This window comes from Saccharopolyspora soli, assembly GCF_022678645.1.
Taxonomy (GTDB): domain Bacteria; phylum Actinomycetota; class Actinomycetes; order Mycobacteriales; family Pseudonocardiaceae; genus Saccharopolyspora; species Saccharopolyspora soli.
In genome coordinates this window covers 152,108-177,232 of the sequence record NZ_JALBWV010000012.1, presented here as the reverse complement: position 1 = coordinate 177,232, position 25,125 = coordinate 152,108, and the positions used below count along the sequence as shown (strand labels likewise).

Below are 25,125 nucleotides of genomic sequence, written 5' to 3'. Positions count from 1 at the left end.
GTCGACGCGCGGACGGTCCGTCACATTCCCAGGTCCAGCAGTCGCAGCAGCGCCGTGGGGGGGGGCGCCCCCCCCCCCCCCCCCCCCCCCCCGGGGCGGGCCCCCCCCCCCCCCCCCCCCCCCCCCCCCCCCCCCCCCCCCACGCCGTTCGGGTGACGGGTGAGGGGCACCCTTTACCAAGTAAGTTGGTGAAGGGTGCCCCTCACCCCACTTCTCTGTTCCGCGGTCCGGAATTCTGGGTGTTGGCGGTGGATCGGCGGTGTTTGATACTGGCCGGTCCATGTGTCATCGGTCTTTTCCTGTTGGGTCAGGGGCTTTCGTGGGTGACGCGTCATGCTCCGGTGGTGTCGGGGTCCAGGGGTTCGTTTGTTCGGGAGTGGCTTCGGATTCGTCGCAGGACGAGGAGTCCGCCGATTCCTGGGATGACCGCGTACCACCGCGCGCTCGCCGCGGCGGTCGTTGCGAAGGTCATCGCGATGGTGACCAGGTATGCCATGCCGTGCAGCGGGCCGACGAGCGTTGTGATCGTCCGGACGTGCGCCGTGAGCAGGTTGATCAGCAGGACCGCGAGGGAGGCGGCCTCCGCGATGGCCGCGATCCGCAGGGTGCGCACGCCGGTCACGCTCCCGTGGTCGAGCCGGGGCGAACGATCATGAGGACGACCACGATCGCCCACAGGACGTTGAAGAGGCCGGTGAGCATGGTCAGTCGGGTCGCCAGGGCGAGCGGTGAGTTCTGCGGCGACGCCAGCAGGCGTCGCTGGTTGGGCAGGATGGCCAGCGCGAGGATCGCAGCGGCGATCGCGGTCAGCGCGACCGACGTGATCAGCCAGGCGTCGGTGAGGACGCCGAGTTGGGCCCCGGTGGCGATGCCGAAGACCGGAACCGCGATGCCGATGACGGCGTAGCCGCGGCAGATCCGGTGCAGCAGTGCGGCGATCCCGGCCGCGCGCCCGCTCGGATCGTCGCCACCGGTTGTCGACTGCCGCGCATAGCGGGGGAACAGCGAGGCGGCCACGGCGATCGGTCCGACCACCAGGATCGCGGCGAGCACGTGGATGGACAGCAAAACCTTGGTCACTGCGGGTCCCTCCCAGGCGGTACCAATATGTCGTCTGCCAATATATACGCTACCTACAGCACAACGGGTAGGCTGTCCACCTATGCGGACAGATGCGGTGCGGGGACACCTGGACGGGCTGCTGCTGGCCGTGCTCGAACCCGGCCCGCTGCACGGCTACGCGATCATCGCCGCGGTCCAACAGCGCAGCAGGGGAGCACTGGAGCTGCGCACGGGCACGATCTACCCGGCCTTGAACCGGCTGGAGCGGCTCGGGCTGCTGCGCAGCAGCTGGCAATCAATCGGTGAACGACGACGGCGCTGCTACCAGCTCACCGAAGCGGGACGACGCGGCCTGGCCACCGAGCGGACGGAGTGGCAGGAGTTCACCACGGCGATCGGGAGCGTCCTGAACCCCGACGGTGCCACATGACCGCGAGCAGTCGGCAAGCCGATCCCATCGAGAACTACGCCGCGGCACTGGCCGCCGCTCTGCACGGCCCGGCCAGGGCCAAGGCTCGGATGGTCCAGGAAATGCGCGACGGTCTCGCGGACACGGTCGCGGCGTACACCGACGAAGGAATGCCCTACCAACGCGCTGTCCAGCAAGCCGTGCGCGAATTCGGCACCGCCGAGGAACTCGTGCCGAGCTGCCAGCAGGAATTGACCGTCGCACAGACCAGGCACACCGCCCGAGCCCTCTTGATCACCGTGCCGTTCCTGCTCGCCTGCTGGAGCCTGATCTGGACCGCCGACCACGACCGGGGACTGCCGCCCCCGGCCCAGCTGCTGGCCGGTGTCGCGGTCACGGCCGCCCTGCTGGCTGCGCTGACCCTGGTCGCCACCGGAGTCCTGGCCCGCTGGCTGGACATGCCGCACCGCCTGCCGTTCGTGGTCGCCTGGTCCGGGACGACGGCCAGCGTGGCGATGGCGCTGGCCACCGTCACGCTCGCCATCGCATCGCCGCTGGCCGCGAACTGGTTCCTGATCGCGCTAGCTGGCGCGCTCAGCGTCGTGTCGCACGGCGTGGTGGCAGCCTCGGCCCGCGCCTGCCGCGAATGCGCCCGCCTAGACAGCTGAGCGTCTGTTTTTGTTCTTGTTTTTTGAAGCGGCGAAGCCGCTTAGCCCACCCTCGCAACCAGCACCGCCGCGGGTTCTCAGCGGTGCCATGCGGGGACACCCCGCACCCCGAGCTATCTCGGGAGGACAGCCTCGACGTGGTGTATTGGCATACGTGATGTCGGGGATCCCGGACCGAGAAGGCTTCTGAGGTTCCGCCACCGGCACCGCCACGCAAAACGAGTTCGAAGACAAGCTCTCTGAGGCTCAATCGCGCGCGATGTTCACGGCGGCGAGCCGTTCGTACACCCGCGAAAGCGCCTGGTTGCCGTTGGCTTCCTCGCCTTGCGCGATGGCCTCCAGGTACAGGTCCTGCACGCCGAACGCGCCGGGCAGTGGGGTCGCGGTTCGGGCCGCGGCGTCGGTGGCGATGCGAAGGTCCTTGACCTGCAACGAGATTCGGAATCCGGCGCGGTCGTCGCCGTCGATCATCTGCCTGCCGAGATTTTCCAGCACCCAGGAGGCGGCGGAGCCACCCAGCAGTGCCTTCCGGAGCAGTTCGGGTTCGACGCCGAGCTTGACGCCCAGGGTCAACGCCTCGCACACGGCCTGGATGTTGATGGCCACCGCGACCTGGTTGCAAGCCTTGGTCGCTTGCCCCGCGCCGGAGGGGCCCATGCAGGTCGGCGTGCCCATCGACGCCAGCACCGGCCGCGCCCGTTCGACGTCGTCCGGTGCACCGCCGACCATGATGGAAAGCGCGCCCGCGACGGCACCTTTCACGCCGCCGCTGACCGGCGCGTCCACCATCGCCATCCCGGCGTCGGCGAGCGTGCGGGCGAGTTCGACGGTCGTCAGCGGCGAGATCGTGCTCATGTCGATCAGCAGCGTGCCCGGTCGGCAGTTCGCCAGCACTTCTCGGCTCACCTGCTCGACGTGCGGCGTATCGGGCAGCATGGTGATCACCACGTCAGCGGGCGCGAGCGCGTCGGCCGCCGCGTCCACCACGGTGTGGCCATGTTCTCGCGCCGTTTCCCGTGCCTGCGGGGCCACGTCGAAGGCGCGCACGTCGAAGCCCGCGCTGGCGACGTTGGCCAGCATCGGCAGGCCCATCACCCCCAGACCGACGAACGCGACCGTCGTGTTCTGTCCTTCGGGGGCGGTCATGCTCGTGCTCCTTCGTCGGAGGCCGTCGCAGTGGTCGTGGTGTCGGTGAATGCCGGATTGTCGACGTAGTCGTCCACGTCGACGTCCACGTGCGTTGGATCCCAGCGGATCAGCAGCAGGCAGAGCAGACCGAGGAATGGAACGGCGGCCAGCCACAGCAGGGCATCGAGACCGTACGCGGCGGTGAGCACCGGCCACACCACCAGACCGGCAGTTCCGCCGACCCGGTTGCCGATCTGCGCGAAACCAACACCAGCACCGCGAATCGAAGTCGGGTACGACATCGTCGCCAGTACCACGCCCTGCGTGCCGGGGCCGGATGCGTGGGAGAGGATGAACATCCCGAGGAACAGCGCGGCGATCCAGATCGCGCCGCTGAACGGTTCCTCGCCGAAGAAGTTGACCACCAGCAGCGAGGTGAAGGTGCCGCAGAACCCGAACAGGGCGAGCCTGCGGACGCCGACCTTCGGCGCGAGGAGAACACCGAGCGCGCCGCCGCCGACACCGAAGATCAGGTTGAACACCAGCGGGCCGACGATGCCGGTCAGCACCGTGTCGCCGAGGACCTGCTGGGTGACCACGCCGATCGAGAAGCCCACGGCGTAGTACTGGCCGCCCTGGCAGAAATTCACCGCGAGCGACAGGATCGTGCGCATCCGGTACTTGCCCTGCCAGAGCCTGCCGAAGGCCAGCCGGGCCGGGAGTTTGCGGTCGGCGTGCGGCATCCGCAGGACGGCGTCCTCAGCCACCACGACGTCGATCTTGTAGGCGCGGCGCAGCACGGCGGCGGCCCGGTGCAGGTCGGCGTTCATCGCCAACCAGGTCGGCGACTCCGTCAGGTATTTGCGCCGCAGCACCAGCACGATGATCGTGGGCACGACCCCGAACGCCACGATGACCCGCCACAGTTCGCCGATGTCCCACGCGAACGCGTTGAACAGGAAGTAGCCCGCGAGCAGCAGGACGAACGTCGATCCCACCGCGACGTACCAGACGGGCGCGTACATGTTCAGCGCGCGGCCTTTGTTGCGCTGCGCCGAGTATTCCGAGACGAAGCTCAGCGCGACGGGGTAGTCGATGCCGACCGAAAGTCCCATGATGAAGCGCGCGATGAAGAAGAACCAGGCGTTGGGCGCCACGGCGCACAGGATGGTGGCGATGATCAGCACGATCAGGTCGGCGGTGAAGACCTTCTCCCGGCCGATCCGGTCCATCAGGATGCCGCCGGTCAGCGAGCCGAGCAGCGCCCCGACGAGGATCACGCCCGAGGTGAGTCCGAGCATCAACGGGGAGAGGCCGAAGTCCTCCTGCACGTAGCTGAGCCCGAACGCGATCGACGTGAAGTCGTAGGCGTCCATGAAGATTCCGGCCAGTGCGATGACGACGACCAGGTGCGATTTGCCGCCGCTGATCCGTCCGGAGTTGACCAGGTTGACTACGTCCTGCGGGTGCCGCAGCACAATTGGGGCAGACATATGCGTCCTCGCCTAGAGCGGCCGATGGGCTTGTTGCGGTTTCCGGGCAGGGGTCAACTTCCGGCGCCTTCACCGGAAGAAAGCTCCGCGGCGGCGTCCAGTTCCATCTGCCGCAGCTTGGCGACGCGACGCGCGGTGTCGGCGTCGTTGTCGAAGGTGGCGCCGAGGAACGCGGTGAGCACTTCGGTGGCCATTGCGGGCCCGATCAGCCAGGCGCCCATCGCGATCGCGTTGGTGTCGTCGTGCTCCACGCCCTGGTGCGCGGAGTACACGTCGTGGCCCAGCCCGCACCGGATGCCGGGGATCTTGTTCGCCGCGATGACCGCGCCCACGCCGGTTCCGCAGACCAGCACCGCGCGGTCGGCCTGTCCGGATCGGACGAGCTCGCAGGTGGCCCGCGTGATGTCCGGGAAGTCCACCGGGGCGTCGCTGTTGAGGCCCCGGTCGATCACGTCGTGACCGAGCTCCCGCAGGGTTCGGGACACGTGCTCCTTCAGCCCGAGCCCGGCGTGGTCGTTGCCGAGCGCGATCCTCATGGCGTCCTCCCGGAGGTCGGTCCTACGGCTGCTGCCGCCGATCGCGCCCTTCCCGCTCCTAATCCGGCAGTGCTGTCCAGCTCGACGAGTTCCACGGCAGCAACTCGTCGCAGGTCGCCGGAATCAGCGAGTTCAGCCCGCGCATCGACCGGCGCAGCTTAAGCACCCGAATGCGGGACAGCAATACCCTTTTCGCGGCTTCCGATACCGAGGTGTTGCCGGGTTTCAATCCTTTGCACAGTCGATTCTGCTTGTTGATTCCCGGCTGGCCGAATTCCATTGTGGATTCTCTGCATGGCCGACGTCATTCCGCGTAGCGCGGCGACCACGCCGCAACCTACGTTCGTGTCCCGTCCGATCGACCACGACGAGCTGTTCTTGGGCCCGGCACCCAACATCCCCTGAGCGGCGCCCGTACGTCCCCGAGCGACCTGCCGATTTCGCGTGAAGCCGGCGCTCCATGTGGGGGAGGGGTGGCGATTTCGCGCGAAATCGCCACCCCTCCCGCAGGCGTCGCGCTACTTCCCGAACCCCGCGCGCCGCAGCGCGTCCGCGAGCGCGCCTGACGGCGCGTCGCTCCGCTGCCCGCGCTGGCCTCCGCGGCCCTGACCGCCTCGGCCGCCTCCGCTACGGCCTCCGCCGCTGCCGCGGCCTCCGCCTCCCCGGCCACCGCCGCGGCCTCCGGCCTCGCGGTCCTGGCTGCCTCGGCCTCCGGCGCTCGGCTCGTCGTCCAGGCGCAACGTCAACGAGATCCGCTTGCGCGGGATGTCCACGTCGAGGACCTTCACGCGCACGATGTCGCCGGATTTCACGACGTCGTGCGGGTCGTTGACGAAGTTCTTCGACATCGCCGACACGTGCACCAGGCCGTCCTGGTGCACGCCCACGTCCACGAACGCGCCGAAGGCCGCCACGTTGGTGACCACGCCTTCCAACGTCATGCCCGGCTTGAGGTCCGCCAGCTTCTCGACGCCCTCCGCGAACGATGCCGTCTTGAACTCCGGGCGCGGGTCGCGGCCCGGCTTGTCCAGCTCCGCCAGGATGTCGGTGACCGTCGGGAGACCGAAGTTGTCGTCCACGAAGTCCTGCGGCCGCAACGATTTCAACACCCGCGCATTGCCGATCAGCCCGGTGATCTCGCTGCTGGTGCTGCTCAGGATCCGGTGCACCACCGGGTATGCCTCGGGGTGCACCGCCGAGGAGTCCAGCGGGTCGTCGCCGTCCGGGATCCGCAGGAAGCCCGCGCACTGCTCGAACGCCTTCGGCCCGAGGCGGGCGACGTCCTTGAGCGCCTGGCGGGTTCGGAACGGGCCGTTGGTGTCCCGGTGGTGGACGATGTTGTCCGCCAAGCCTTCGCTGATGCCCGAGACGCGCGTCAGCAGCGGCGCCGACGCCGTGTTGACGTCCACGCCGACCGCGTTCACGCAGTCCTCGACCACCGCGTCCAACGAGCGCGACAGCTTGGTCTCCGACACGTCGTGCTGGTACTGGCCGACACCGATGGACTTCGGGTCGATCTTCACCAGCTCCGCCAACGGGTCCTGCAGGCGGCGGGCGATGGAGACCGCGCCGCGCAGCGACACGTCCAACTCCGGCAGTTCCCGCGACGCGTAGGGCGATGCCGAGTAGACCGACGCGCCCGCTTCGGAGACCGAGATCTTGGTGAGCTTCAGGTCCGGGTTCTTGCTGATCAGCTCACCGGCGAGCTTGTCGGTCTCGCGGGAGGCCGTGCCGTTGCCGATGGCGATCAAATCGACCTGGTGCGCCTGCGCCAGCTTCGCGAGGGTCGCCAGCGCTTGGTCCCATTGGCGTTGCGGCTGGTGCGGGTAGATCGTGTCGGTCGCGACGACCTTGCCCGTCCCGTCGACCACCGCGACCTTCACACCGGTCCGGAAGCCGGGGTCCAGGCCCATCGTGGCGCGCGATCCGGCTGGCGCGGCCAGCAGCAGGTCGCGCAGGTTCGCCGCGAACACCCGCACCGCTTCGTCCTCGGCGCTCTGCCGCAGCCGCAGGCGCAGGTCCACGCTGAGCCGGGTCAGGATGCGGGTTCGCCACGCCCAGCGGACCACGTCGGTCAGCCAGCGGTCGGCCGGTCGGCCCTGGTCGGCGATCTCGAACTGCTGCGCGATGCGCAGTTCGTAGTCGCTCGGCCCCTCCTGCGGCGTCCCGTCGTCGGGTTCCAGGGACAGTTCCAGGACTTCTTCGTTCTCGCCGCGGAACAGCGCCAGGATGCGGTGCGAGGGCAGGTCGGTGAACGATTCGCCGAACTCGAAGTAGTCCGCGAACTTCGCGCCTTCCTCCTGCTTCCCCTCGCGGACCCGGGAGGCCATCCGGCCCCGCGTCCAAACCCGCTCGCGCAGCTCACCGATCAGGTCGGCGTCCTCCGAGAACCGCTCGACCAGGATCGAGCGCGCGCCTTCCAGCGCGGCAGCGGCGTCGGCGACGCCCTTGTCCGCGTCGACGAAACCGGCCGCGGTCTGCTGCGGGTCGTTGCTGGGGTCCGAAAGCAGTTGGTCGGCCAGCGGTTCCAGGCCCGCCTCGATGGCGATCTGCGCTTTGGTGCGGCGCTTGGGCTTGTACGGCAGGTAGATGTCTTCCAGCCGAGCCTTGGAGTCCGCCGCGTTGATCTGCGCTGCCAGCTCGTCGGTGAGTTTGCCTTGGGAGCGGATGGAATCCAGCACCGTGGCGCGCCGCTCTTCGAGCTCGCGCAGGTAGCGCAGCCGTTCTTCCAGCGTGCGCAGCTGCGCGTCGTCGAGGGCGCCGGTCGCTTCCTTCCGGTAGCGGGCGATGAACGGCACGGTCGCCCCGCCGTCGAGCAGTTCGACCGCGGACTGCACCTGGCGCTCGCGGACACCGAGCTCCTCGGCGATCTTCTGATGAACAGTCGTCACTATGCTGATTCCGCCTTCTCTGCGATCTTCGCCAGATCCGACCGGCATTCTGCCCGAACCCGGCAGCGGGCCACATCGGCACTCGCGTCCGGCGTGTCGGATCGTTCGCGCTCCGGGACCGGGCCGTCACCCGGCGTCCACCGCGGCGGGTTGGGAAGTGATCCTTGTCCCATTCGGGGCAAGGCTTGTATACATTTGTGGACAGTCCGTTCGATTCGAGCGAGGCAGCGGATGGAGCGACGAAGCTCGACAGCCCGGTTGATCCGCTGGGTGCCGTGGGCGGTGGCGGTGCTCGTCACGGCATCGGTGGTGGCCACCGCGCCCGCCGATTCCGCGCACTCCGGCTCCACCGCTGCTCAGCTGCTCGGCGACCGGCAGTTGCGGATCATGGCTCCGGCGGCGCCCGGCGGTGGTTGGGACCAGACGGCGCGGGAGATGCAGGCGTCCCTGCAAGAACTCGTCGGCCGCACCGAGGTCTACAACGTCACCGGCGCGGGCGGCACCATCGGGCTCAGCCAGTTCGTCCGCTACGAAGGCGATCCGTCGCAGCTGATGGCCACCGGGCTGATCATGGTGGGCGCGGTAAAGGCGAACAAGTCGCCGGTCTCGCTGGCCGACACAACGCCGCTGATCCGGCTCACCACCGACGCCGAGGTGGTCGCGGTCCCGGCCGAATCGCCGCTGCGGAGCATGTCCGACCTGGTGAACGCGATGCGGACCGACCTGCCGAGCGTGTCGATCGCGGGCGGTTCGGCGGGCGGCGCGGAGCAGATCCTGGCCGGGTTGTTGGCGCAGGCGGTAGGGGCGGATCCGGCGAAGATGAGCTACGTCGCGCACTCCGGCGGCGGCGAGATGCTCAGCACCCTGCTGTCGGGTCGCGCGACCATCGCCATCTCCGGGGTTTCCGAGTTGGAGCCGCAGATCAAATCCGGTCAAGTCCGGGCGCTCGCGGTCTCCAGCGCGCAGCGCGCGCCGACCTTGCCGGACGTGCCGACGCTGCGCGAGACCGGAGTCGACGTCGAGTTGGACAACTGGCGCGGGGTCGTCGCGCCGAAGGGCATCAGCGCCGAACAGGAACACGTGCTGGAACAGCTGTTGCTGGAGATGACGCGGACACCGCAGTGGCGGGCGACGCTCGCGGAGCGCGGTTGGGGTGACGCGACGCTCGTCGGGCCGGAGTTCGAGGAATTCCTCCGCGTGGAGCAGGACCGGGTGTCGAAGGTGCTCGACCAGATCGGACTGGGGTGACGGCCATGACCGAAAGCGGCGGGCAAGTTCCCGCACCGGATCGGCGCACCGTGCTCGCGTCCGGGGCGTTCGGCGCGCTGATGCTGCTCGGCGCGGTGCTGGTGATCGTGGACGCGGCGCGGCTGCCGGACAGTTCGTCGGCCATGGGGCCAGCGGCGATGCCGATGATCGTCGGGGTGCTGCTCGGCATCGTCGGGATCGGATTGTTGGCGCAAGCCCGGATCAAGCTCGCCGCTGCCACCACCGGCACGGCTTGGCAGTCGCGGGCCGGGCTGCGGGTCCTCGCCCTCGTCGGGGTGCTGGTGCTGTTCGCCGTGCTGCTGCCGCTGCTCGGATACGTGGTGACCTCCGCCGGGCTGTTCGTGGGCACGGCGTTGCTGCTCGGTGCGCCGCGCACTTGGCAGCTGGTCGCGTACGGCTGGGCGTTGGCCGCGACCGTGTTCCTCGTCTTCGACCGGTTGATCGGGCTCAGCCTGCCCAGCGGACCTTGGGGTTTCTAGATGGACCAGTTGGGACTGCTGCTCGACGGATTCGCCAGCGCGCTGACGCCGTCGCACCTGCTGTGGGCGCTGGTCGGGGTGACCATCGGCACCGCGATCGGAGTGCTGCCCGGCATCGGTCCGGCGCTGACCGTGGCGCTGCTGCTGCCGATCACCTTCCGGCTGGAGGCGTCCAGCGCGCTGATCCTGTTCGCCGGTATCTACTACGGCGGCATGTACGGCGGGTCGACGACGTCGATCCTGCTGAACACGCCCGGCGAGAGCGCGTCGATGGTTTCGGCGTTGGAGGGCAACAAGATGGCCCGCGCCGGGCGGGCCGCCGCTGCGCTGGCGACCGCCGCGATCGGCAGCTTCGTGGCCGGGACGATCGGCACCATCGGGCTGACCTTCCTGGCGCCGGTGGTCGCCGACTTCGCCACCAGCTTCGGACCGCCGGAGTACGTCGCGCTGATGGCCGTGGCGTTCGTGACGGTCAGCGCGCTGCTCGGCCCCGACTTGCTCAAGGGCATCGCGAGCCTGCTGGTCGGGGTGGCGATCGGGCTGGTCGGCATCGATTCGCAGACCGGGCAGCCGCGGCTGTCATTCGGGGTGGATTCGCTGCTGGACGGCATCGACGTGGTGATCGTGGTGATCGCGCTGTTCGCGCTCAGCGAGGCGTTCGGGCACCTGCTCACCGGTACCGGCGGCAGCACGGTGGAGCCGGTGCGCGAGCGGGTTGTGCTGTCCCGCAAGGACTTGCGGCGGTCGTGGCCCGCGTGGCTGCGCGGCACCGCGCTGGGCTTCCCGATCGGGAGCCTGCCCGCTGGTGGCGCTGAGGTGCCGACCTTCCTGAGCTACAGCGTGGAGAAGCGGCTGTCCAAGCACCGGGAGGAGTTCGGGCGCGGCGCGATCGAGGGCGTGGCGGGGCCGGAGGCGGCGAACAACGCGGCGTCGGCCGGGGTGCTGGTGCCGCTGCTGACCATCGGTCTGCCGACCTCGGCGACGGCCGCGGTGATCCTCACCGCGTTCCAGTCCTACGGCCTGCAACCGGGGCCGGAGCTGTTCGAGGAATCCGGGCCGCTGGTGTGGACGCTGATCGCGAGCCTGTACATCGGGAACGTGATGCTGCTGGTGCTCAACCTGCCGCTGGTGCGGATGTGGGCGAAGCTGCTGACGATCCCGGCCTACGGCATCTACGCCGGGGTGCTGGTGTTCGCCACGCTGGGCACCTACGCGGCGGGCGGCACGACTATCGACCTGCTGGTCCTATGTGGACTGGGCCTGCTCGGCCTCCTGATGCGCCAAGCCGACATCCCAGTAGCCCCAGCGGTAGTCGGCCTGATCCTAGGCCCAATCGCGGAGCAACAGCTCCGAAGGGCCCTGACGATCTCCGAAGGAGACCTCTCGATCCTGGTCTCCGGCCCGATCACGATAACCCTGTGGACGATCACGGTGCTAGCCCTCCTCGGAGCGGTCCTGATTCCGCTGCTCCGCCGCACCCGCTCGTGAGTGCTCAACCGGCCGCCAGCCCGGCTACGCACTCACGACCCCATTCAGGTGAGAAGTGAGGGGCACCCTTTACCAACTTACTTGGTGAAGGGTGCCCCTCACCCCGTATCTGTCACCCCTTGGGGCGCGTTCGAGTGGGCTTGGTTCGTGGTTATGGGGCTTGTGATGATCGGGTTAGCCAATGGCGGCGGTGTTCAGTCGCTCGGCGGTTGGCTTCTGCTTGCGCGTCGGGTGAAATTCGGTCGGTGTGCCAGGCGTCGAGGACTTGGCGGGTTCCGGTGAGGAAGGTGCGGCCGGTTGGGGTTAGGCGGGTGCTGTTGGCCAGGTCGTGGGCCGCGTCGCGGCCCGCCGTTCGCCAGCGGGCGAACTCGACTTCCGCTTGCCAGCGGTGGTCCTCGTCGGTTTCCGCACGGTATTGGCGTCGCCAGAAGCCGGTCACGCCGAGGTAGGCGTAGATTCCTTGCAACAGGCCGGAAGCGGGGCGCGGGTCCTTGCGCCACGGCGAGTAGAAGTAGTCGGGATCGCCCGGCTTGATCAGCGGGAAGAGGTCCATCAGGGCCGAGAGCTTCGCGTGCTGCACCTCGTGGGCGAACGTCAGCGCGGTGGAACGGGCGTCGGCGGGCAACGACATCGCCACGCAGCCGAAGGAGTCGTTGAAGGTGGCGCTGAGCTGCCCCGGCGCTGAACCGGCCAGCGGTGCGAGCACGTTGACCGCCGCTGCCACCTCGACGGCGACTTCGCGGTGGTGCTGCGCGAGGATCCGCCAGCCTTCGCCGATGCGATACCGCCACTCGTCGGCGATGTTCTGATCCGCCAACCGGTCGGCGATCGTGATCGAATCGGGAACCCGATGCGCGCCCAGATCGTCCACCGCCAGGTCCAGCCGCAGCCCGTGGTGCTCGGCGCTGATCCGGGGGATAGGTGTCCAGTGTGGACTTCCGGACCGGATCGGGATGTTGGTCCGGCCGTCGGAGAGCGCGCCGTCGACCAGTCGGATCGGTTCGCCAGTCGGGTTGGGAAAGTGCGCGACACCGATCGAAGGGAGCCGCACCTGATCGCCAGGTGGGAGTTCGACGACCGCACCGATGCTGCCGCGCACGGCCGCTGCGGCGGCGAAGGAAGCCAGCCCGTCGGGCTCGGCTTCGCCGATCTCGTCCTGGTCGAGCAGGACCGCAGTGCGCAGGACCCACGCGCCGAACAGCGGATAGCCCAGCACACCGGCCACCGCCTCCGGCGCCTGCTTCTGCATCCGACTGAGCAGTTCAAAGGTGGCCAGGGTGAAACCAGCTGACGGGTGGCCCTTTTCGACGACCAGATCGAGAACAGCCCGGAGCAGCAGCATGTTCTTGCTGCGTCGTGCCGCGCGGAGTTGCCGGATCGCCTCGGTTCCGCCGCCGCCCGCTGCCAGTGCGGCGAACACGTCGGGCGAAATCCGGTGCGTCATCAAGAGAAGTTCCTTTGCAGTGGAATGAGATCCCGCGCAACGCTGTCCCGGATGTGCGAGATCAACCGGAACAGGTCGGCGCAGTACACCGAGGGATTGGCGAATCCGCCGCCAGGGCTCCCGGCCCGGTAGCGGTGCGCGTGGAGACCACCGCCGCAGACCCGGTGCAGCGAGCACTCCAGGCACTCCCGCGCGGGTTCGGCGGCCTGGAACACCGGGTGCCGCAAAGCCGCGTCGAACGGGTCGCGGGCGACGTTGAGCCCGGTCTCTGCCGCACCCTCGTACACGCCGGTGAGCATGTCCGACGCCTCGATCGCCCCGTCGGTCTCCACCACGACCATCGCGGTCGGGCTCAGCCCGATTCCTTCCACTGTGGACATCCCGCCGAAGAGCACGTTCAGGATCTCCGCGAACAGCCGGACGTGCGTTTCCTGCTCGGCGGCTCGGTACCACCGGTCGAACACCGCGATCAGCCAGTCCGCATAGGGTGTTTCGGCAGACCGCTGGCGTCCCGGTGGCGGGCTCGACCAGTTCCCGTTGGGCAACAGGAAATCAACGGCCGGGGGCGCGAATTCCAGCAGGTTCTCGTAGGTCCGGACCGGATCGTTGCGCAGGTCGATCGTGCACAGCAGACCGCCGAACAGCTCTCGGTGTTCCCCCAGGGTGCGCAAAGCGTTGGCGACCAGCGAATAGCTGCCGGTTCCGTCGGGCCGTTTGCGGTGCCGATCGTGGGCCGCCTGGTCGCCGTCCAGGCTGACACCGACCTGGATCCGCAGTTCGTCCAGCAGCGGCAGGAGATCCGCGTCAAGGCGCAACCCGTTGGTCTGCATCCGCACCTGCACTTCGGCATCCGATCCGACTGCGGCACGCAATCCCCGCACGCAGTGGGCCAGCCGTTGTGGACCGGCCAGCAGCGGTTCGCCGCCGTGCAACACCACCTCGACCGAACCGGGCCGGTGGGCCCGCACGTGTTCGGCGATGCGTGCTGCCACTTGGTCCATCGTGTTGCTTGACATCATCCGCGGCCGGAGCTGCCACCGCTGGTCAGCCATGGTGTAGACGTAGCAGTGATCGCAGGCCAGGTCGCAGCGGCCGTGGATTTTGAGGATGAACTGGCGAAACCCGCGAGACCCCCCAACCTGGTCCGTCGGCCGCCGCATTCTTGGTATTTTATTGGTGGATCGAAAGGTCGCCTTGGGCCGATCGGGGGCAACGTCATGGTCGACGACGAACGGCGGTGCTTGACGCATGAGCAACCCTGTGCCAACCCCAGTCAACCCCAGCCCTCCTCAACCGCACCCCAGGGGACCGTGACGCAACCCAGCCACAAGAAACCGCGAAACGCGAGATTCGTGCTGGACGCACCACCACTGTGAATCGCGGAGGGGCGGAACTGGAGGCGGAACTGCATGAGCAATGGCGAGGCTGAGCTGCGGTCGGATCTGCTCGATCTGACCGGTGTCGACTTCGACCGGCTCGCCGAACTGCCCAGCTCCGCCCTGGTCAAATCGTTGCGGCGGATATTCCAGGAGAACCAGGACGGCCTCGACCAGTACGCGTCGTTCCAGAACAACATCTGAGCCGACGATGTTCGCGAGCAGGCAGGGCGGAGTGCGATGAGCGGGGAATCCAACGGGCGTCGCCCCGCGACGATCGTGGCGTTCACCTCGCCGACGGTGGGCATCGGCCGCACCGGCGTGGTCGCCAACCTGGCGTGGGTGCTGGCCGGTGCGGGTCAGCGGGTCGGGGTGGCGGACTGGGGCACCGAGGCGCCTCGGGTGCACGACTACCTCCGGCCGTTCCTCGCCGAGACGATGCGGCCGGACGAACTGCTCGACGTTCGACTGGTCCGAGCGCTGTCGGTGCGCCCCTTCCAGCGAACCAACTCGTTCCCCCTGTTGGACGCGCGTCGCTACGAACTACCCGAAGGCGCGGGGCGGATCGACGTCGCCGCGTCGACCGATCCGGGCACCCCGGTGCGGGGGTTCGCGCCGCAGCAGGACGGCACCAGCGAGGTCGCGCTGCTGCGCGAGGCGATCCGCGCCGCCGACTACGACTACGTGCTAGTCGACGGCCCCACCGACATGGACATCGAGGGCCTGACCAGACTGGCCCGGCTGTGCGATGTCGTCGCGGTCTGCTTCACACCCCGGCGCAGCTCGGTCGACCAGGCGGTGGCGATCGCGCAGGGCGTCTGGGACCGGGCACCGGTCGGGGTGCGGGTCATCGGAGTGCCGCTGCAGTTCGACGACGGTGATGAGATCCGGGCGCAACGGGCCAAGAACTCGATCCGGCAGGCTTTCGCCGCCCTGCTCGGCGATCCGGCCGACGACAGCCGCGACCTGTCGGCTGACCTGGTCGAGATCCCGTGGCAGCCGCACCACGCCTACGAGGAGACGCTGGCCGCGCTCATCGACGAGCCCGGTGCGCAGCGCGGCCCGCTGGTCGCGTACCGGCGGCTGGCGGCGGCGATCACGCAGCACCCGCTCGGCCCGCCACCGGAGATCCCGGACCGGATCCGGGAGAGCTACCGCAGGGTGGTCGGGCTCGGCCCGGCCCAGACCCCGGAACAGATCTTCCTGGCTTATGCCCCGGCAGATCGGCCGTGGGCGGATTGGGCCCGAGACCAGCTCGAACGCGCCGGGGCGCAGGTCGAGCGGCTGCCCGTCGACGTCGCGCCGCAGGACCTCGCCGAGCAGGCGAGCGTGCTGGTGCTGGCTTCGGCCCGGTTGAGCAGTTCGCCGCTGGGACGGCAGGTGTTCCGGGCCCGGCAAGCCGCTGGGTGGGACGTGGTGGTGCTGCCGGTTTCCGATGACGCGGTGCTCGGTGCGCTGGCCGGTTTGCCCCGCATCCGCGGCGACCGATCCGACGAGACCGACTTGCGGGCCCGACTGTTGGCGCGCTTCTCGCTGGTCGACCGGCCTGGTCCGGGACAATCGGGTGCGGTCCGGTTCCCCGGTTCAGCTGGCGGCAGCGTCGACCGATCCGATCTCGCGCCGCGCAGCCCGGATTTCGTCGGCCGCGATGACGAGATCGAAGCGATGCGCGACCACTTCGGCTCCGCCGACGCCGCGCGCCCGTGGGTGCTGCGCGGTGCGGCCGGGGTCGGCAAGAGCGAACTGGCCAAGGAGTACGCGCACCGCTTCGCGTTCGACTACGACTGGGTCTGGTGGATTCCGGCGCACAGCAGCGAATCGGTGCGCAACAGCCTGATCCAACTGGCCGGGCGGATGCGTTCGCCCGCCGTGGTGGACAACGCGGCCGATGCCCTGCAAGTGCTCTCGGCCGCGCGGCCCGCGACCCGGTGGCTGCTGGTGTACGACGGCGCGGACGATCCCTCGGTGTTGGACGGGCTGCTGCCCGACGGCGGGCCTGGGCACGTGATCGTCACGACGCGAGCGGCGGACGGTACCGGTGAGATCGGCAGGCTTCGGGCCGAGGACAGCGTTGCACTGCTGCAGAATGCCGCGCCAGATCTGTCCATGATGGACGCCGAGCGGCTCGCGGAGCTGCTCGACCAGATGCCGCTGACCCTGCGGCTGGCCGCAGCGTGGTTGCGGGAGGCAGTCACCCTGCTGACCCAGCACGGCAACACCCGAGCGGAATCCGCGGCGTGGGCCGCGGACGAATTCGAGGCGCGGTTCCGCCGGGAAGCGGTCAACGACGCCGTGCCCGCCGCGCCAGGGTTGGCCGAGACGGTGAACGTGGTCCTCAAGACGTTGCAGGAGGATCGCCTCGGTCAGGCGGCCGTCCGCGCGGCCGAGCTGTGCGTGTTCCTGTCGCCGGACGGTGTCGCCTTGCGGCTGCTGCGATCCGGGCGCCTGTTGACCGCACTGTCCGATATGGACGAGAAGCTGGGTTGGGACACCCTGGAACTGGACCGGGTGCTGTGGCGCGGCGCTCGCTTCGGGTTGTTCGACCTCGACTGGCGGCAGCCGCCGACGCTGCGCATCCACCGCGTCGTCAAGGAACTGATCGGCCACCTGATGACGTCCGAACAACGCCAGGCCCGACAAGCGGATGTGCTGCACGGCTTGGCGGCCGTCGCGCCGACCGACGCCGAAGGCGAGCCGCCCGAGCGGATCCGCGAGTTCGCCGAACTGCAGAAGCACCTGGTCGTCTCGGGTGCCCTGCACAGCGCGGCGCCAGAGGTGCGGCGGTGGGTCGTGGAACAGGTGCGCTACCTGCAGATCGAAGGCGGGCCGGACGCCTGGCGGTTCGCGATCCGGTTGGGCAACGAGGCCCTGGTCCGCTGGACCGCCGACCAGACCGGCGACCTGACCACCACCGGGCTGCGGATGCGCCTGCGGTTCCTGCTGGCGAACCTGCACCGGTCTTTGGGGCGGCGCACCGAAGCGCTGGAACTGGACCAGGATCTGCTGGCCGAACAGCGCCGGGTGCTCGGCGCGACGCACCCCCGCACGCTCAAGACGGCTCGGGGCCTGGCCGACGGCCTGCGCAGCCTGGCCCGGTTCGACGAGGCGGTCGCCGAAGACCAGACGACCCTGCGGGGATTCCGCGCCGAACTCGGCGATGACCACCCGGACACCCTTCGGGCGGCCAACAACCTGGCGCACTCGCTGTTCCTCGTCGGCAACGTCCCGGCCGCCCTGGCGTTGCAGCAGGAGAACCGGGACCGCCGCCTGGCCCTGTTCGGGCCGGACCACCCCGACGTCTGGTGGTCCGCGGGTTCGGTCGGGATCTACCTCCGCGAACTCGGCCGGTACGCCGAATCGCTGGCGGTGCTCAAGGAAGCCCTGGACCACATCCTGGCGATCCGTCCGCCCAACCATCCCGACGAACTGCGCATCCAGCGCAATCGCGCGATCGCCCTGCGGCGCTCGGGCGACGCGTTGGCCGCGCGGGACCGCGACGCCGAAACCTTGCAGCGCTACCGGGAGATCTACGGCGAGGACCACCCGAACACCCGCGCCTGCAAGCTGAGCTTCGCCGCCGATCACCACGGCACCGGGGACTCGGCGACCGCCACCGACCTGGGACACGGTTGCCTGCGGGAGTACCAGAGCCTGCTCGGCGCATACCACCCCTTCACGCTGATGTGCCAGGTCGACCACGCCGTGTTCAGCCGAGGCGCGGGAGACGTCGAGCAATCGCTCACCTCCGGCCGGGAAGGCTGGGAAGGGCTGCGCGGCAGGCTCGGCGAGGCACACCCGTGGACGCTGGCCGCGGCGATCAACCACGCCCGCGCCCTGGCGCACGCCGGGGAGGTCGACCGGGCGCTGGAGCTGCAACGCGAGGCATACGAGAACGGCCGGGAATTCCTGGTCCGCGATCACCCGTACACCCTGGTCGCCGCCGCGAACCTGGCGAACAACGCGGACCAGTGGCAAGAAGTGACCCTCGATGTTCCGACGACCTGATGAGGGGGACCCGGCGTGACTGGACCCGAAGCGGGTGACCTGCGGGCCGTCGGCCCGGTCGAGCGGCGCGCACCGCACGCCGACCACCGGATCGACGAGCAAGTCGAACTCTGCCGCGCGGTGGTGAGCAGCGAGCAAGGGCTGCGCTACCTGGCGCACTACAACAACGGCATCTTCAACTTCGCGGTGCACGACGTCCAACTGGGTGCTGACGATCCGCACGAACTGATCGGTCGGCACTTCAGCAGCGAGGTCAACGAAATCGACCGCACCCTGCGCGGGATCCGCAGCGGTCGGCTCATCCGGACGGTCTTGCAAACCACCAGCGGCGCGATCTACTGCTGCTCGGTCAGGTCGAACGAATACCTGGTCGGTTACGCGTTGGAAGCGTCGGCAGTGGACTCCGCGGATGCCGCGACGGTGGGTCTGGTGGCCGAACTGCGCCGCAGGCTCGGTGAGAGCACGAACCCCGGTGGTTGGTTCGTGCCGAAGCCGACGGGCGAGGACTCCGACGAGGTCCCCGAGCCAGGCGGTGAAGACGGCCCGCGCGGCGAAAACCTCGACGACACAATGGCTTTCGAGTTGGTCCGGTCGGCGGTCAGCTTCGCCGACCTGCACTACGCAGCGCTGTGGCGCGGCGGCGAGCCGAGCGCGATCGCCGATCAGTTCGACCACCGCCGGGCGGCCAGGTTCTTCACCCAGATCGATGCCGAAGCCCGACGCGGCCGCTACCGCGACCTCGGCGCCCGGCTGCCGACGGTCGTGGGGCAGCTGAGCCGGATCGTGGGCGAGGTGCTCGGCATCCGGACGACGCGGCTGACGCTCGACCTGGAGCAGGGTGCGATCTACTACCGCCGAGTGCGAGCCGGGGAGTTCCTGGTCGGCGTGACGCTGGACCAGGGCCGGGTGGCCCGCGCGGAGCACAAGGTCGCCGACCTGGCCACCCAGCTGGCCGGAACCCGGCAACCAGAGTCGTGAGTGCGAAAACCGGCGCCAACCGCCTTTCGCGCCCACGACCCCATTCGGGTGAGAGGTGAGGGGCACCCTTCACCAAGTAAGTTGGTGAAGGGTGCCCCTCACCCGTCCCCGCCGCCGCTGGCGGGGGCGAAGGATTCCAGCATTGCGTTTTGGACTCGGGAGCCGAGGCCGTCCAGGGTTTCTCGGACGTCGGCCAGGCGCGCCGGTGATCGAACCGTTTGGCCGTAGAAGTCGTCCGCTCCGGGCGAGCTCGTCGCGAGGTCGCCGAGGACTTCCAGGCCGATCAACGGCAGGTACTCGTAGAGCACGTCATAGGTGCGGCACAGCGTGGAAAGGCGTTCCCGGTCCACGGCGTAGAGCTGGCCTTGCTCCGTTGGCGCGGACGAGCGGTACCAGTCGGCGATGCCGTCCCGGAACGCCACGACCAGCCTGCTCAGCAGGACCGCCACCCCGACCGCCGGGAACACCTTCTGCGACCGCAGCCAGTCGCGGATGTCGTCGCGGACGTCGATCGAGCGCACCGGGACCTGATCGGTGCTGACGAAAGCGGCGCGCAGCACGACGACGACCTGGCTCAGCGAGTCCAACGCGCTCACCGCATCGCTGAACAGCCGCGCCACCTCAGCGGGCAGCCGCAACGGCGTCGGCACCTCGGCGTCGTCCTCGTCGTGCGGCGCGGCCGAGTAGAGCGTGTCGGAGACACCGGCCAGTTCGCGCTGCAACACCGCGAGTTGGCGGTCCGACGAAGTCCGCATGTCCTCCAGCCGGATGGCGAGCTGCTCGATGAACCGCTGGGTGTTGGTCTGCTGGCGGCTCATCCGGGACAGCCGCTCCTGGACGGCCTCCAGCGGATCGTCGGCCGCGACGGACTCCAACCCCCGGATGCGGGCGGCGAGCGCGCTGGCCAGCGTTTCGTTGAACGTCCAGTGGTCGTACACCAGCGGCTCGGCGCCGAAGGCGGCGCCGAGCTCGGCGGCGAATTCGGTGGGCAGGTAGCCGACCACGACCAACAGCGCTTCCACCTGCCCGGCGGCATTGCGGATCGCCGTCGCGCGCCGGGCCAACCGCTGGCTGTCCTCAGTGGTCAGCACGGACTCGGTGAGCAGCAGGGCGCAACCGGAGCCACTCCGGCCGACCGGGATCCAGTAATCCGCCCGCGAATTCTCGTCCAGACCCACGATCTGGTCCCGGCGGTAGGTGGAGCCCTGCGCGTTGAGCACCCGTCGAATCGCGTTGCGGACGTCGTCGATGCTCGCGTGGTCGAACTGGTTGTTCAGCGCCACCTCGTGGACCATCGCCACGGTGACCAGCTGCTGCTGCTCGGTCGCCTTCCGGTAGAGCTGGAAGCACAGCCGCACGATCTTGCGGGCGATGCCGTCGGTGAGTTTGACCAGGTAGTTGACCGTGTCCACTGTGAACGGTTCCAGGGCGTCCACGCCGTGCGCCCGGCGGCGGCTCTCCCGGATGAAGTCGATGGTGTTCTCCGCGCTCAACGCGGACGCGGTGATCACCCGCCCGATCCGTTGCCGGGCGTTGCCGCTGAGCACTTCGAGGTAGTCCGGCAGTCCGGCGAGCACCAGCATCGCCCGCGCCCCGGCGAAGACCTCCAGGAGCTTCTTGAAGCCCTCGATGGCGTCCTCGGTCGGTCGGTTGGCCGCCGAGAGCACCTTGTCCAGTTCATCGATCACCACGATGAACCGGCGGTCGCGGTGGCCGTAGAGCAGCGCGAAGACGCCCATCGCTTCCAGCGCCGCCGCGTCGGTGTCGACCGCTGCGGCGATCCCGCGATCCGCCAGGATCTGGTCGGGTTCGTGGCCGGTCAACCACTCCCACACGACGTCGTCGAAACCGGGGCGCAGCAACAGGGTCAGCGCGGTGCCGAACGCCTCGTTGTGCGTCACGTCCTCCAGCTTCCGCTGCACCTGCTGCAGGAAGCTGCTCTCCATCAGACCGAGGCGGGAGACCACCTCCATCGGATCGATCTCGCCCGCCCGCAACGGCTGCGCGAGATCCATGCCGAACGCCGACTGGCTGAGCGCGTCCGCGACGATGTCGGCGTAGTACTCCTGGACGCGCTCGCGGACGTCGCGCAGTTCGAGCTGCTCGATGAATCTCCGGTACAGCGCGACGAAAGTGCCCGCCGGTGCGTCGAGGTAGATCGTCTTGGTCACCTCGGGCGCCCGCCGGTTGGCGTGCTGCAGCAGTTCGACGGCCAGGTGCGTCTTCCCGGTGCCGTAGTCGCCGACGATCGCGATCACGTTGCCGTGCTGCGGGGATTCCAGGTACCCGTCGAGCAGCCGGACCGCTTCGCGGATCGCCGGGGTGGGGATGGTGACGGTGTCCGGGGCGAACTCGGCGACTCGGGCCACCGCGGTCGGCGAGAACGGGTTCACCTCGACGGACCGGGCGTTGTCCGAGTGGCTGCCGCTCATCGCGTCGTGTCCTCGCCTGGCGTCCGCATCAGCCGGAAGAAGTAGTCGGTGATCTCCTCGTAGCTCAACTCCGGCGAGCGTAACGCGAGTTCCTCCGGTGACCGGCGTCGCAAATCCTCGTACACCCCGTAGAGCAGCGTTTGCAGCTGACCGATCGACGTCGGATAGCCACTCGTGGTCACGCGCAGCATGGTCTCCTCGGTCACCTTCGGGTACACACCGGCATCCGGGTGAAGTTCCTGGCGGGTCCGCGCGAACAGCCAGCCGTCGCCGTCGTCGAGCGGACCGACCCGCAGCAGCACCGGTTCTGCCCGGCAGGCCCGGCGAATCTGCGCCCAGTGCCGGTCGACGTAGTCGACATAGGAGCTCTCCGCGAAGAAGAGGATCTTGCGGCGGGCGAATCTCGCGTAGTGCTCGATCTCCTTGACCAGATCCTCCGACGAGGGCAGCAGGACGATCAGCGCCAGGCCGCTGTCCAGCGCGTCGAGGCGGTTGCTCAGCGTGCGGTAGCCGAGTTCCAGCCGGTCGCGGAGCTCGGCGAGTTCCCGGACCTGGTCGGCGCTGAGCACCTTGCTCCTGGCGAGGTCGGCGAGCAGGCACTCGTACACCAGCGTCAGCCGGTGCTCGATCGGATCGCTGGCCGATGACTCGTCGACCAGCGAGACGATCTCGCCGTGCGGCAGGTTCTCGGCGAGCCAGGCGGCGCAGCGGTTGATCAGCGAGGTCTTGCCGCAGCCCTGCTGGCCGGCGGCGACCACCAGCCGTCCCTCGTGCAGCAGGCTCGCGGTGTCGCCGATCTCCTCCTGGAACTTCTCGAAGGCGGCCTGCGTGTTGTCCACCGGCACGTAGTACCTCTCGTGCTCGGCCGTCTCGTGCGGGCACAGCGGGGCCTGCGGTCGCCCCGTGGTTTCCGGCACCAGGTAGGGGTTCATCGGTCCGTCTTCCTCGGCTCGGCCCGGCGCATGCGCCGATGCGGGCGCCAGGGGCGTTCCAACGCGTGCGCGATCTGGTTGATCGTGGTGTCGAGTTGCGACAGTTCGTCGTGCAAGGTCGCGGCGCGCTGGGTCCGCTCGTCGTCTCGAATGGTCGTCCAGCCTTGGACGATCTCGTCGCCGAGTCGGTTGCCGGTCAGTTGTTGCTGCGCTTCGCGCGGGGCCCGCCAACGCGAATGCAGGACGCGGACGGTGCGCAGCCGAGCGGCCAGTTCCGCTCGGCGGTCCCGCACGTCCTGCTCGGCCGGGCGGGGTGCGCCCGGTTCGGTCCAGCCGCCGAGGTATTCCTTGGCGGCACTGGTGAACGCGGTCGCCGCGGTCCGGAGGTCGTCGGCCAGCAGGCGACCTCGGCTGGTCTCGTCGCGCCACGTGGTGGTCAGCAGGGTGAGCACCGCACCGGCGACCACCGGCAGCAGCACGTTCCACAACGCCTGCGCACCGGAGGGGTTCGCGGCGAGGGCGGGTGCGGACAGCGCCTTGCACGCGCGGTCGAAGTCGGACGGCCGCTGTTTCGACCAGTCCTCGACCTTGAGCGGGCGCGTGGTACCGGTGACCACCAGCGACGTGGCGTCTGCGGTGCGCTCCGCGAGGCCGAGCGCCACGGCCGCATCGACCAGCGAGCCCTGCTGCGCGGTGGAGAGGCAGTACACCTTGGTCGCATCCCGGCGGGCCGAGTCCGCGCACCCGAGGAGGAGGAACGCGGCGCACACCAACACCGGCCACAGGACCAGTGCACGCGACCCGGACCGGCGCGCGACGGTCGTTCCCATCGATGTCAGCTCCGCGAGTGCAGGTGTGGTGCACGGCTTCCTCAAGATTGTTCTTACCACCGGACGAGAAACCGCTGGGCCGCATTGATCAAGTTGATATTGCTCCGCGGTGCGCACGGTCCGAGAACGATCGGTCACGCACTGCTGCGCCGGGCGGCCACCCGGCCGATGCCAGGGCTGTGACCTGGGCCCCCAGGATCTTGCCGTCGACCGTTTTCAGTCACTATTGGTGATGGACCGGGTGGGCTATGTAGCTCAAAAGGGTTAAACCTAGGTAGTCGCGTACGTACAAACCGCGATGCACGTACACGCTCCGTGCTGGAGTGTGGGGACGCGTGAACCCCGAATCCTCCGACCAAAAAAGATCCCCCGAACACACCGATCACGCCTCGACCCCCCGCGAGGCGACTGACCGAGGGTGGCGCTCCGCTGCGCTGCGAGCCGATGCGGCCCTGCGCACGGCAGTGGATCGCGTGCGCCCGGCGGCGCACCGCGTCGGCGAGTGGCTCGCACCACTGATCCAGCGCTTCCTGCAGTGGCTGGCGCCACTGCTGCGGCGCATCCAGGACGCACCCGTGGTGCAGCGCCTCCGGGAGAGGGTGGCGCCGCACGTGACCGCGGTCCAGGACAAGCTGCCCGAATCCGTGCGGCGGGCACCGCGGACGCGGTCGATGCAGGCAGGCGCCGCCATCGCCGCGGTCGGCGTGGTGGGCCTGGTGATCGGCAGCGCCGCATCCGGCCCGGAAAAGGCCGAGGTCGGCGAGGCCGCCCTGGCCGCGCCGATCCAGGTCCCGGCCCAGGTGACCCCCGAACAGGCCGCCCCGGCGCAGGCCCAGCAGCCTGCGGCTGAGCAGCCCGCGCCCCAGCAGCCGCAGGCTGCCCCGGAACCGGCGCCCGAGGCACAGCCCGCGCCCCAGGCACCGCTGGGTCCGCCAGCCGAGGGCATCGACGTGTCCAACCACAACGGCAGCATCGACTGGAGCAAGGTCGCCGCCGACGGCAAGAAGTTCACCTTCGTGCTGGCCACCGACGGCACCAGCTTCTCCAACCCCCGCTACAGCGAGCAGTACCACGGTGCGAAGGGCGCCGGGCTGATCGCCGGTGCCTACCACTTCGCGCGGCCGAGTTCGTCCTCGGCGGAGGTGCAGGCCGAGCGGTTCCTGAACCTCGCCGACTACCAGAACGACGGCAAGACCCTGCCGCCGGTGCTGGACCTGGAGGTTGACCCGAACAGTGGCGGTTGCTACGGACTGTCCGTGGACGACATGCACCTGTGGACCAAGACCTTCAACGACAAGGTCAAGGAACGCACCGGCAAGGACGCGATCATCTACGCGAACCCGTCGTTCTGGCGGCAGTGCATGGGCGGCACCGACACGTTCGGCGGCCACGCGCTGTGGCTGGCGTCCTACGGCGTGGACAACCCGACGGTGCCCAACGGCTTCAACGACTGGGACTTCTGGCAGTACACCGACCAGGGCCAGGTCGCCGGTATCAGCGGCAGCACCGACCTGAACCAGTACCGGGAAGGCATCGAGCGGCTCAAGCAAATGGCCAGCTGACCCACTGACGTTCGCAACGGTATTTCGACCGGAGCGGGCCGTCCGCACAGGCGCGGACGGCCCGCTCTTTTTCGTCCCCTTTGGACGGCTCGCGGCTGGCACCCGGCCGAAGCCGTAGGACGCCCGAAGCGGGCCGGAGGTTG

At 69.1% G+C, this 25,125-nt stretch carries 21 protein-coding genes; 9 read left to right on the top strand and 12 right to left on the bottom strand.

From position 1 onward, the window contains the following. Positions 1-331: 331 nt before the first annotated feature. Complete coding sequence (locus MOQ72_RS11990) at positions 332-622, bottom strand: DUF3817 domain-containing protein (RefSeq protein ID WP_242183051.1); 291 nt, start codon at positions 620-622, stop codon at positions 332-334. After that, positions 619-1,080: a hypothetical protein gene (locus MOQ72_RS11985; RefSeq protein ID WP_242183049.1), complete on the bottom strand. Its 462-nt coding sequence runs from the start codon at positions 1,078-1,080 to the stop codon at positions 619-621. The genes MOQ72_RS11990 and MOQ72_RS11985 overlap by 4 nt, the downstream gene beginning before the upstream one ends. Before the next feature lie 82 nt (positions 1,081-1,162). Between MOQ72_RS11985 and MOQ72_RS11980 the strand changes: the two genes are divergently transcribed. Next, on the top strand, positions 1,163-1,492 hold the full coding sequence (locus MOQ72_RS11980; RefSeq protein ID WP_242183047.1) for a PadR family transcriptional regulator: 330 nt from the start codon (positions 1,163-1,165) through the stop codon (positions 1,490-1,492). After that, positions 1,489-2,139, top strand: coding sequence for a permease prefix domain 1-containing protein (locus MOQ72_RS11975; RefSeq protein ID WP_242183045.1), 651 nt, complete (start codon positions 1,489-1,491; stop codon positions 2,137-2,139). The genes MOQ72_RS11980 and MOQ72_RS11975 overlap by 4 nt, the downstream gene beginning before the upstream one ends. Positions 2,140-2,385: 246 nt before the next feature. On the opposite strand, the gene MOQ72_RS11970 is transcribed toward MOQ72_RS11975, so the two are convergent. The 5 genes from MOQ72_RS11970 to MOQ72_RS11950 all read right to left on the bottom strand — a co-directional run bounded on the left by MOQ72_RS11970 (position 2,386) and on the right by MOQ72_RS11950 (position 8,235). Beyond that, positions 2,386-3,285: an NAD(P)-dependent oxidoreductase gene (locus MOQ72_RS11970; RefSeq protein WP_242183043.1), complete on the bottom strand. Its 900-nt coding sequence runs from the start codon at positions 3,283-3,285 to the stop codon at positions 2,386-2,388. After that, positions 3,282-4,760, bottom strand: a complete 1,479-nt coding sequence (locus MOQ72_RS11965) for an MFS transporter (RefSeq protein WP_242183041.1) — start codon at positions 4,758-4,760, stop codon at positions 3,282-3,284. Before MOQ72_RS11965 ends, MOQ72_RS11970 begins: the two co-directional genes overlap by 4 nt. Before the next feature lie 53 nt (positions 4,761-4,813). Beyond that, positions 4,814-5,296: an RpiB/LacA/LacB family sugar-phosphate isomerase gene (locus MOQ72_RS11960; RefSeq protein ID WP_242183039.1), complete on the bottom strand. Its 483-nt coding sequence runs from the start codon at positions 5,294-5,296 to the stop codon at positions 4,814-4,816. 58 nt (positions 5,297-5,354) lie between these two features. Then, the gene (locus tag MOQ72_RS11955; RefSeq protein WP_242183037.1) at positions 5,355-5,576 is read right to left on the bottom strand and encodes a hypothetical protein; all 222 of its coding nucleotides are present in this window, start codon (positions 5,574-5,576) and stop codon (positions 5,355-5,357) included. A gap of 238 nt (positions 5,577-5,814) precedes the next feature. Then, on the bottom strand, positions 5,815-8,235 hold the full coding sequence (locus MOQ72_RS11950; protein WP_242183035.1) for a Tex family protein: 2,421 nt from the start codon (positions 8,233-8,235) through the stop codon (positions 5,815-5,817). A 183-nt stretch (positions 8,236-8,418) separates the two neighbouring features. Between MOQ72_RS11950 and MOQ72_RS11945 the strand changes: the two genes are divergently transcribed. From MOQ72_RS11945 to MOQ72_RS11935, 3 genes are read left to right on the top strand one after another with little or no spacing between them, the layout of a single operon-like run. After that, positions 8,419-9,435: a Bug family tripartite tricarboxylate transporter substrate binding protein gene (locus tag MOQ72_RS11945; protein ID WP_242183033.1), complete on the top strand. Its 1,017-nt coding sequence runs from the start codon at positions 8,419-8,421 to the stop codon at positions 9,433-9,435. Between the two features lie 5 nt (positions 9,436-9,440). Next, the gene (locus MOQ72_RS11940; protein ID WP_242183031.1) at positions 9,441-9,935 is read left to right on the top strand and encodes a tripartite tricarboxylate transporter TctB family protein; all 495 of its coding nucleotides are present in this window, start codon (positions 9,441-9,443) and stop codon (positions 9,933-9,935) included. Further along, positions 9,936-11,423 carry a tripartite tricarboxylate transporter permease gene (locus MOQ72_RS11935; protein WP_242183029.1) on the top strand — a complete coding sequence of 496 codons (1,488 nt, stop codon included), beginning with the start codon at positions 9,936-9,938 and terminating at the stop codon, positions 11,421-11,423. Between the two features lie 151 nt (positions 11,424-11,574). Here MOQ72_RS11935 and MOQ72_RS11930 read toward each other — a convergent pair whose 3' ends face one another. Both MOQ72_RS11930 and MOQ72_RS11925 read right to left on the bottom strand, forming a co-directional pair. Beyond that, positions 11,575-12,867, bottom strand: a complete 1,293-nt coding sequence (locus tag MOQ72_RS11930) for an HEXXH motif domain-containing protein (RefSeq protein WP_242183027.1) — start codon at positions 12,865-12,867, stop codon at positions 11,575-11,577. After that, complete coding sequence (locus MOQ72_RS11925; RefSeq protein WP_242183025.1) at positions 12,867-14,027, bottom strand: FxsB family cyclophane-forming radical SAM/SPASM peptide maturase; 1,161 nt, start codon at positions 14,025-14,027, stop codon at positions 12,867-12,869. The genes MOQ72_RS11930 and MOQ72_RS11925 overlap by 1 nt, the downstream gene beginning before the upstream one ends. Before the next feature lie 249 nt (positions 14,028-14,276). Between MOQ72_RS11925 and MOQ72_RS11920 the strand changes: the two genes are divergently transcribed. From MOQ72_RS11920 to MOQ72_RS11910, 3 genes are read left to right on the top strand one after another with little or no spacing between them, the layout of a single operon-like run. Further along, on the top strand, positions 14,277-14,447 hold the full coding sequence (locus tag MOQ72_RS11920) for an FxSxx-COOH-like cyclophane-containing RiPP peptide (protein WP_242183023.1): 171 nt from the start codon (positions 14,277-14,279) through the stop codon (positions 14,445-14,447). A 36-nt stretch (positions 14,448-14,483) separates the two neighbouring features. Further along, on the top strand, positions 14,484-18,248 hold the full coding sequence (gene fxsT / locus MOQ72_RS11915) for an FxSxx-COOH system tetratricopeptide repeat protein (protein ID WP_242183021.1): 3,765 nt from the start codon (positions 14,484-14,486) through the stop codon (positions 18,246-18,248). Between the two features lie 15 nt (positions 18,249-18,263). Continuing rightward, positions 18,264-19,226, top strand: coding sequence for a hypothetical protein (locus MOQ72_RS11910; RefSeq protein ID WP_242183018.1), 963 nt, complete (start codon positions 18,264-18,266; stop codon positions 19,224-19,226). 98 nt (positions 19,227-19,324) lie between these two features. Here MOQ72_RS11910 and MOQ72_RS11905 read toward each other — a convergent pair whose 3' ends face one another. Genes MOQ72_RS11905 through MOQ72_RS11895 form a run of 3 tightly spaced genes read right to left on the bottom strand, consistent with a single transcriptional unit; the run spans position 19,325 to position 23,420 of the window. Next, positions 19,325-21,658: an AAA family ATPase gene (locus tag MOQ72_RS11905; protein ID WP_242183016.1), complete on the bottom strand. Its 2,334-nt coding sequence runs from the start codon at positions 21,656-21,658 to the stop codon at positions 19,325-19,327. Beyond that, positions 21,655-22,590, bottom strand: coding sequence for a hypothetical protein (locus MOQ72_RS11900; RefSeq protein WP_242183015.1), 936 nt, complete (start codon positions 22,588-22,590; stop codon positions 21,655-21,657). Before MOQ72_RS11900 ends, MOQ72_RS11905 begins: the two co-directional genes overlap by 4 nt. Continuing rightward, positions 22,587-23,420, bottom strand: coding sequence for a hypothetical protein (locus MOQ72_RS11895; protein ID WP_242183013.1), 834 nt, complete (start codon positions 23,418-23,420; stop codon positions 22,587-22,589). Before MOQ72_RS11895 ends, MOQ72_RS11900 begins: the two co-directional genes overlap by 4 nt. A gap of 335 nt (positions 23,421-23,755) precedes the next feature. On the opposite strand from MOQ72_RS11895, the gene MOQ72_RS11890 reads away from it, so the two are divergent. Further along, entirely contained in the window at positions 23,756-24,982 is a 1,227-nt protein-coding gene (locus tag MOQ72_RS11890; RefSeq protein WP_242183011.1) for a lysozyme, read from the top strand. The last annotated feature ends 143 nt before the right edge of the window (positions 24,983-25,125 follow it).

Excerpts from the sequence above, each read along its gene's own strand:
- MOQ72_RS11980 (WP_242183047.1), top strand. The coding sequence starts at position 1,163 with ATGCGGACAGATGCGGTGCGGGGACACCTGGACGGGCTGCTGCTGGCC.
- MOQ72_RS11975 (WP_242183045.1), top strand. The coding sequence starts at position 1,489 with ATGACCGCGAGCAGTCGGCAAGCCGATCCCATCGAGAACTACGCCGCG.
- MOQ72_RS11970 (WP_242183043.1), bottom strand. The coding sequence starts at position 3,285 with ATGACCGCCCCCGAAGGACAGAACACGACGGTCGCGTTCGTCGGTCTG.
- MOQ72_RS11965 (WP_242183041.1), bottom strand. The coding sequence starts at position 4,760 with ATGTCTGCCCCAATTGTGCTGCGGCACCCGCAGGACGTAGTCAACCTG.
- MOQ72_RS11960 (WP_242183039.1), bottom strand. The coding sequence starts at position 5,296 with ATGAGGATCGCGCTCGGCAACGACCACGCCGGGCTCGGGCTGAAGGAG.
- MOQ72_RS11955 (WP_242183037.1), bottom strand. The coding sequence starts at position 5,576 with ATGGAATTCGGCCAGCCGGGAATCAACAAGCAGAATCGACTGTGCAAA.
- MOQ72_RS11950 (WP_242183035.1), bottom strand. The coding sequence starts at position 8,235 with ATGCCGGTCGGATCTGGCGAAGATCGCAGAGAAGGCGGAATCAGCATA.
- MOQ72_RS11945 (WP_242183033.1), top strand. The coding sequence starts at position 8,419 with ATGGAGCGACGAAGCTCGACAGCCCGGTTGATCCGCTGGGTGCCGTGG.
- MOQ72_RS11940 (WP_242183031.1), top strand. The coding sequence starts at position 9,441 with ATGACCGAAAGCGGCGGGCAAGTTCCCGCACCGGATCGGCGCACCGTG.
- MOQ72_RS11935 (WP_242183029.1), top strand. The coding sequence starts at position 9,936 with ATGGACCAGTTGGGACTGCTGCTCGACGGATTCGCCAGCGCGCTGACG.
- MOQ72_RS11930 (WP_242183027.1), bottom strand. The coding sequence starts at position 12,867 with ATGACGCACCGGATTTCGCCCGACGTGTTCGCCGCACTGGCAGCGGGC.
- MOQ72_RS11925 (WP_242183025.1), bottom strand. The coding sequence starts at position 14,027 with ATGCGGCGGCCGACGGACCAGGTTGGGGGGTCTCGCGGGTTTCGCCAG.
- MOQ72_RS11920 (WP_242183023.1), top strand. The coding sequence starts at position 14,277 with ATGAGCAATGGCGAGGCTGAGCTGCGGTCGGATCTGCTCGATCTGACC.
- fxsT (WP_242183021.1), top strand. The coding sequence starts at position 14,484 with ATGAGCGGGGAATCCAACGGGCGTCGCCCCGCGACGATCGTGGCGTTC.
- MOQ72_RS11905 (WP_242183016.1), bottom strand. The coding sequence starts at position 21,658 with ATGAGCGGCAGCCACTCGGACAACGCCCGGTCCGTCGAGGTGAACCCG.
- MOQ72_RS11900 (WP_242183015.1), bottom strand. The coding sequence starts at position 22,590 with ATGAACCCCTACCTGGTGCCGGAAACCACGGGGCGACCGCAGGCCCCG.
- MOQ72_RS11895 (WP_242183013.1), bottom strand. The coding sequence starts at position 23,420 with ATGGGAACGACCGTCGCGCGCCGGTCCGGGTCGCGTGCACTGGTCCTG.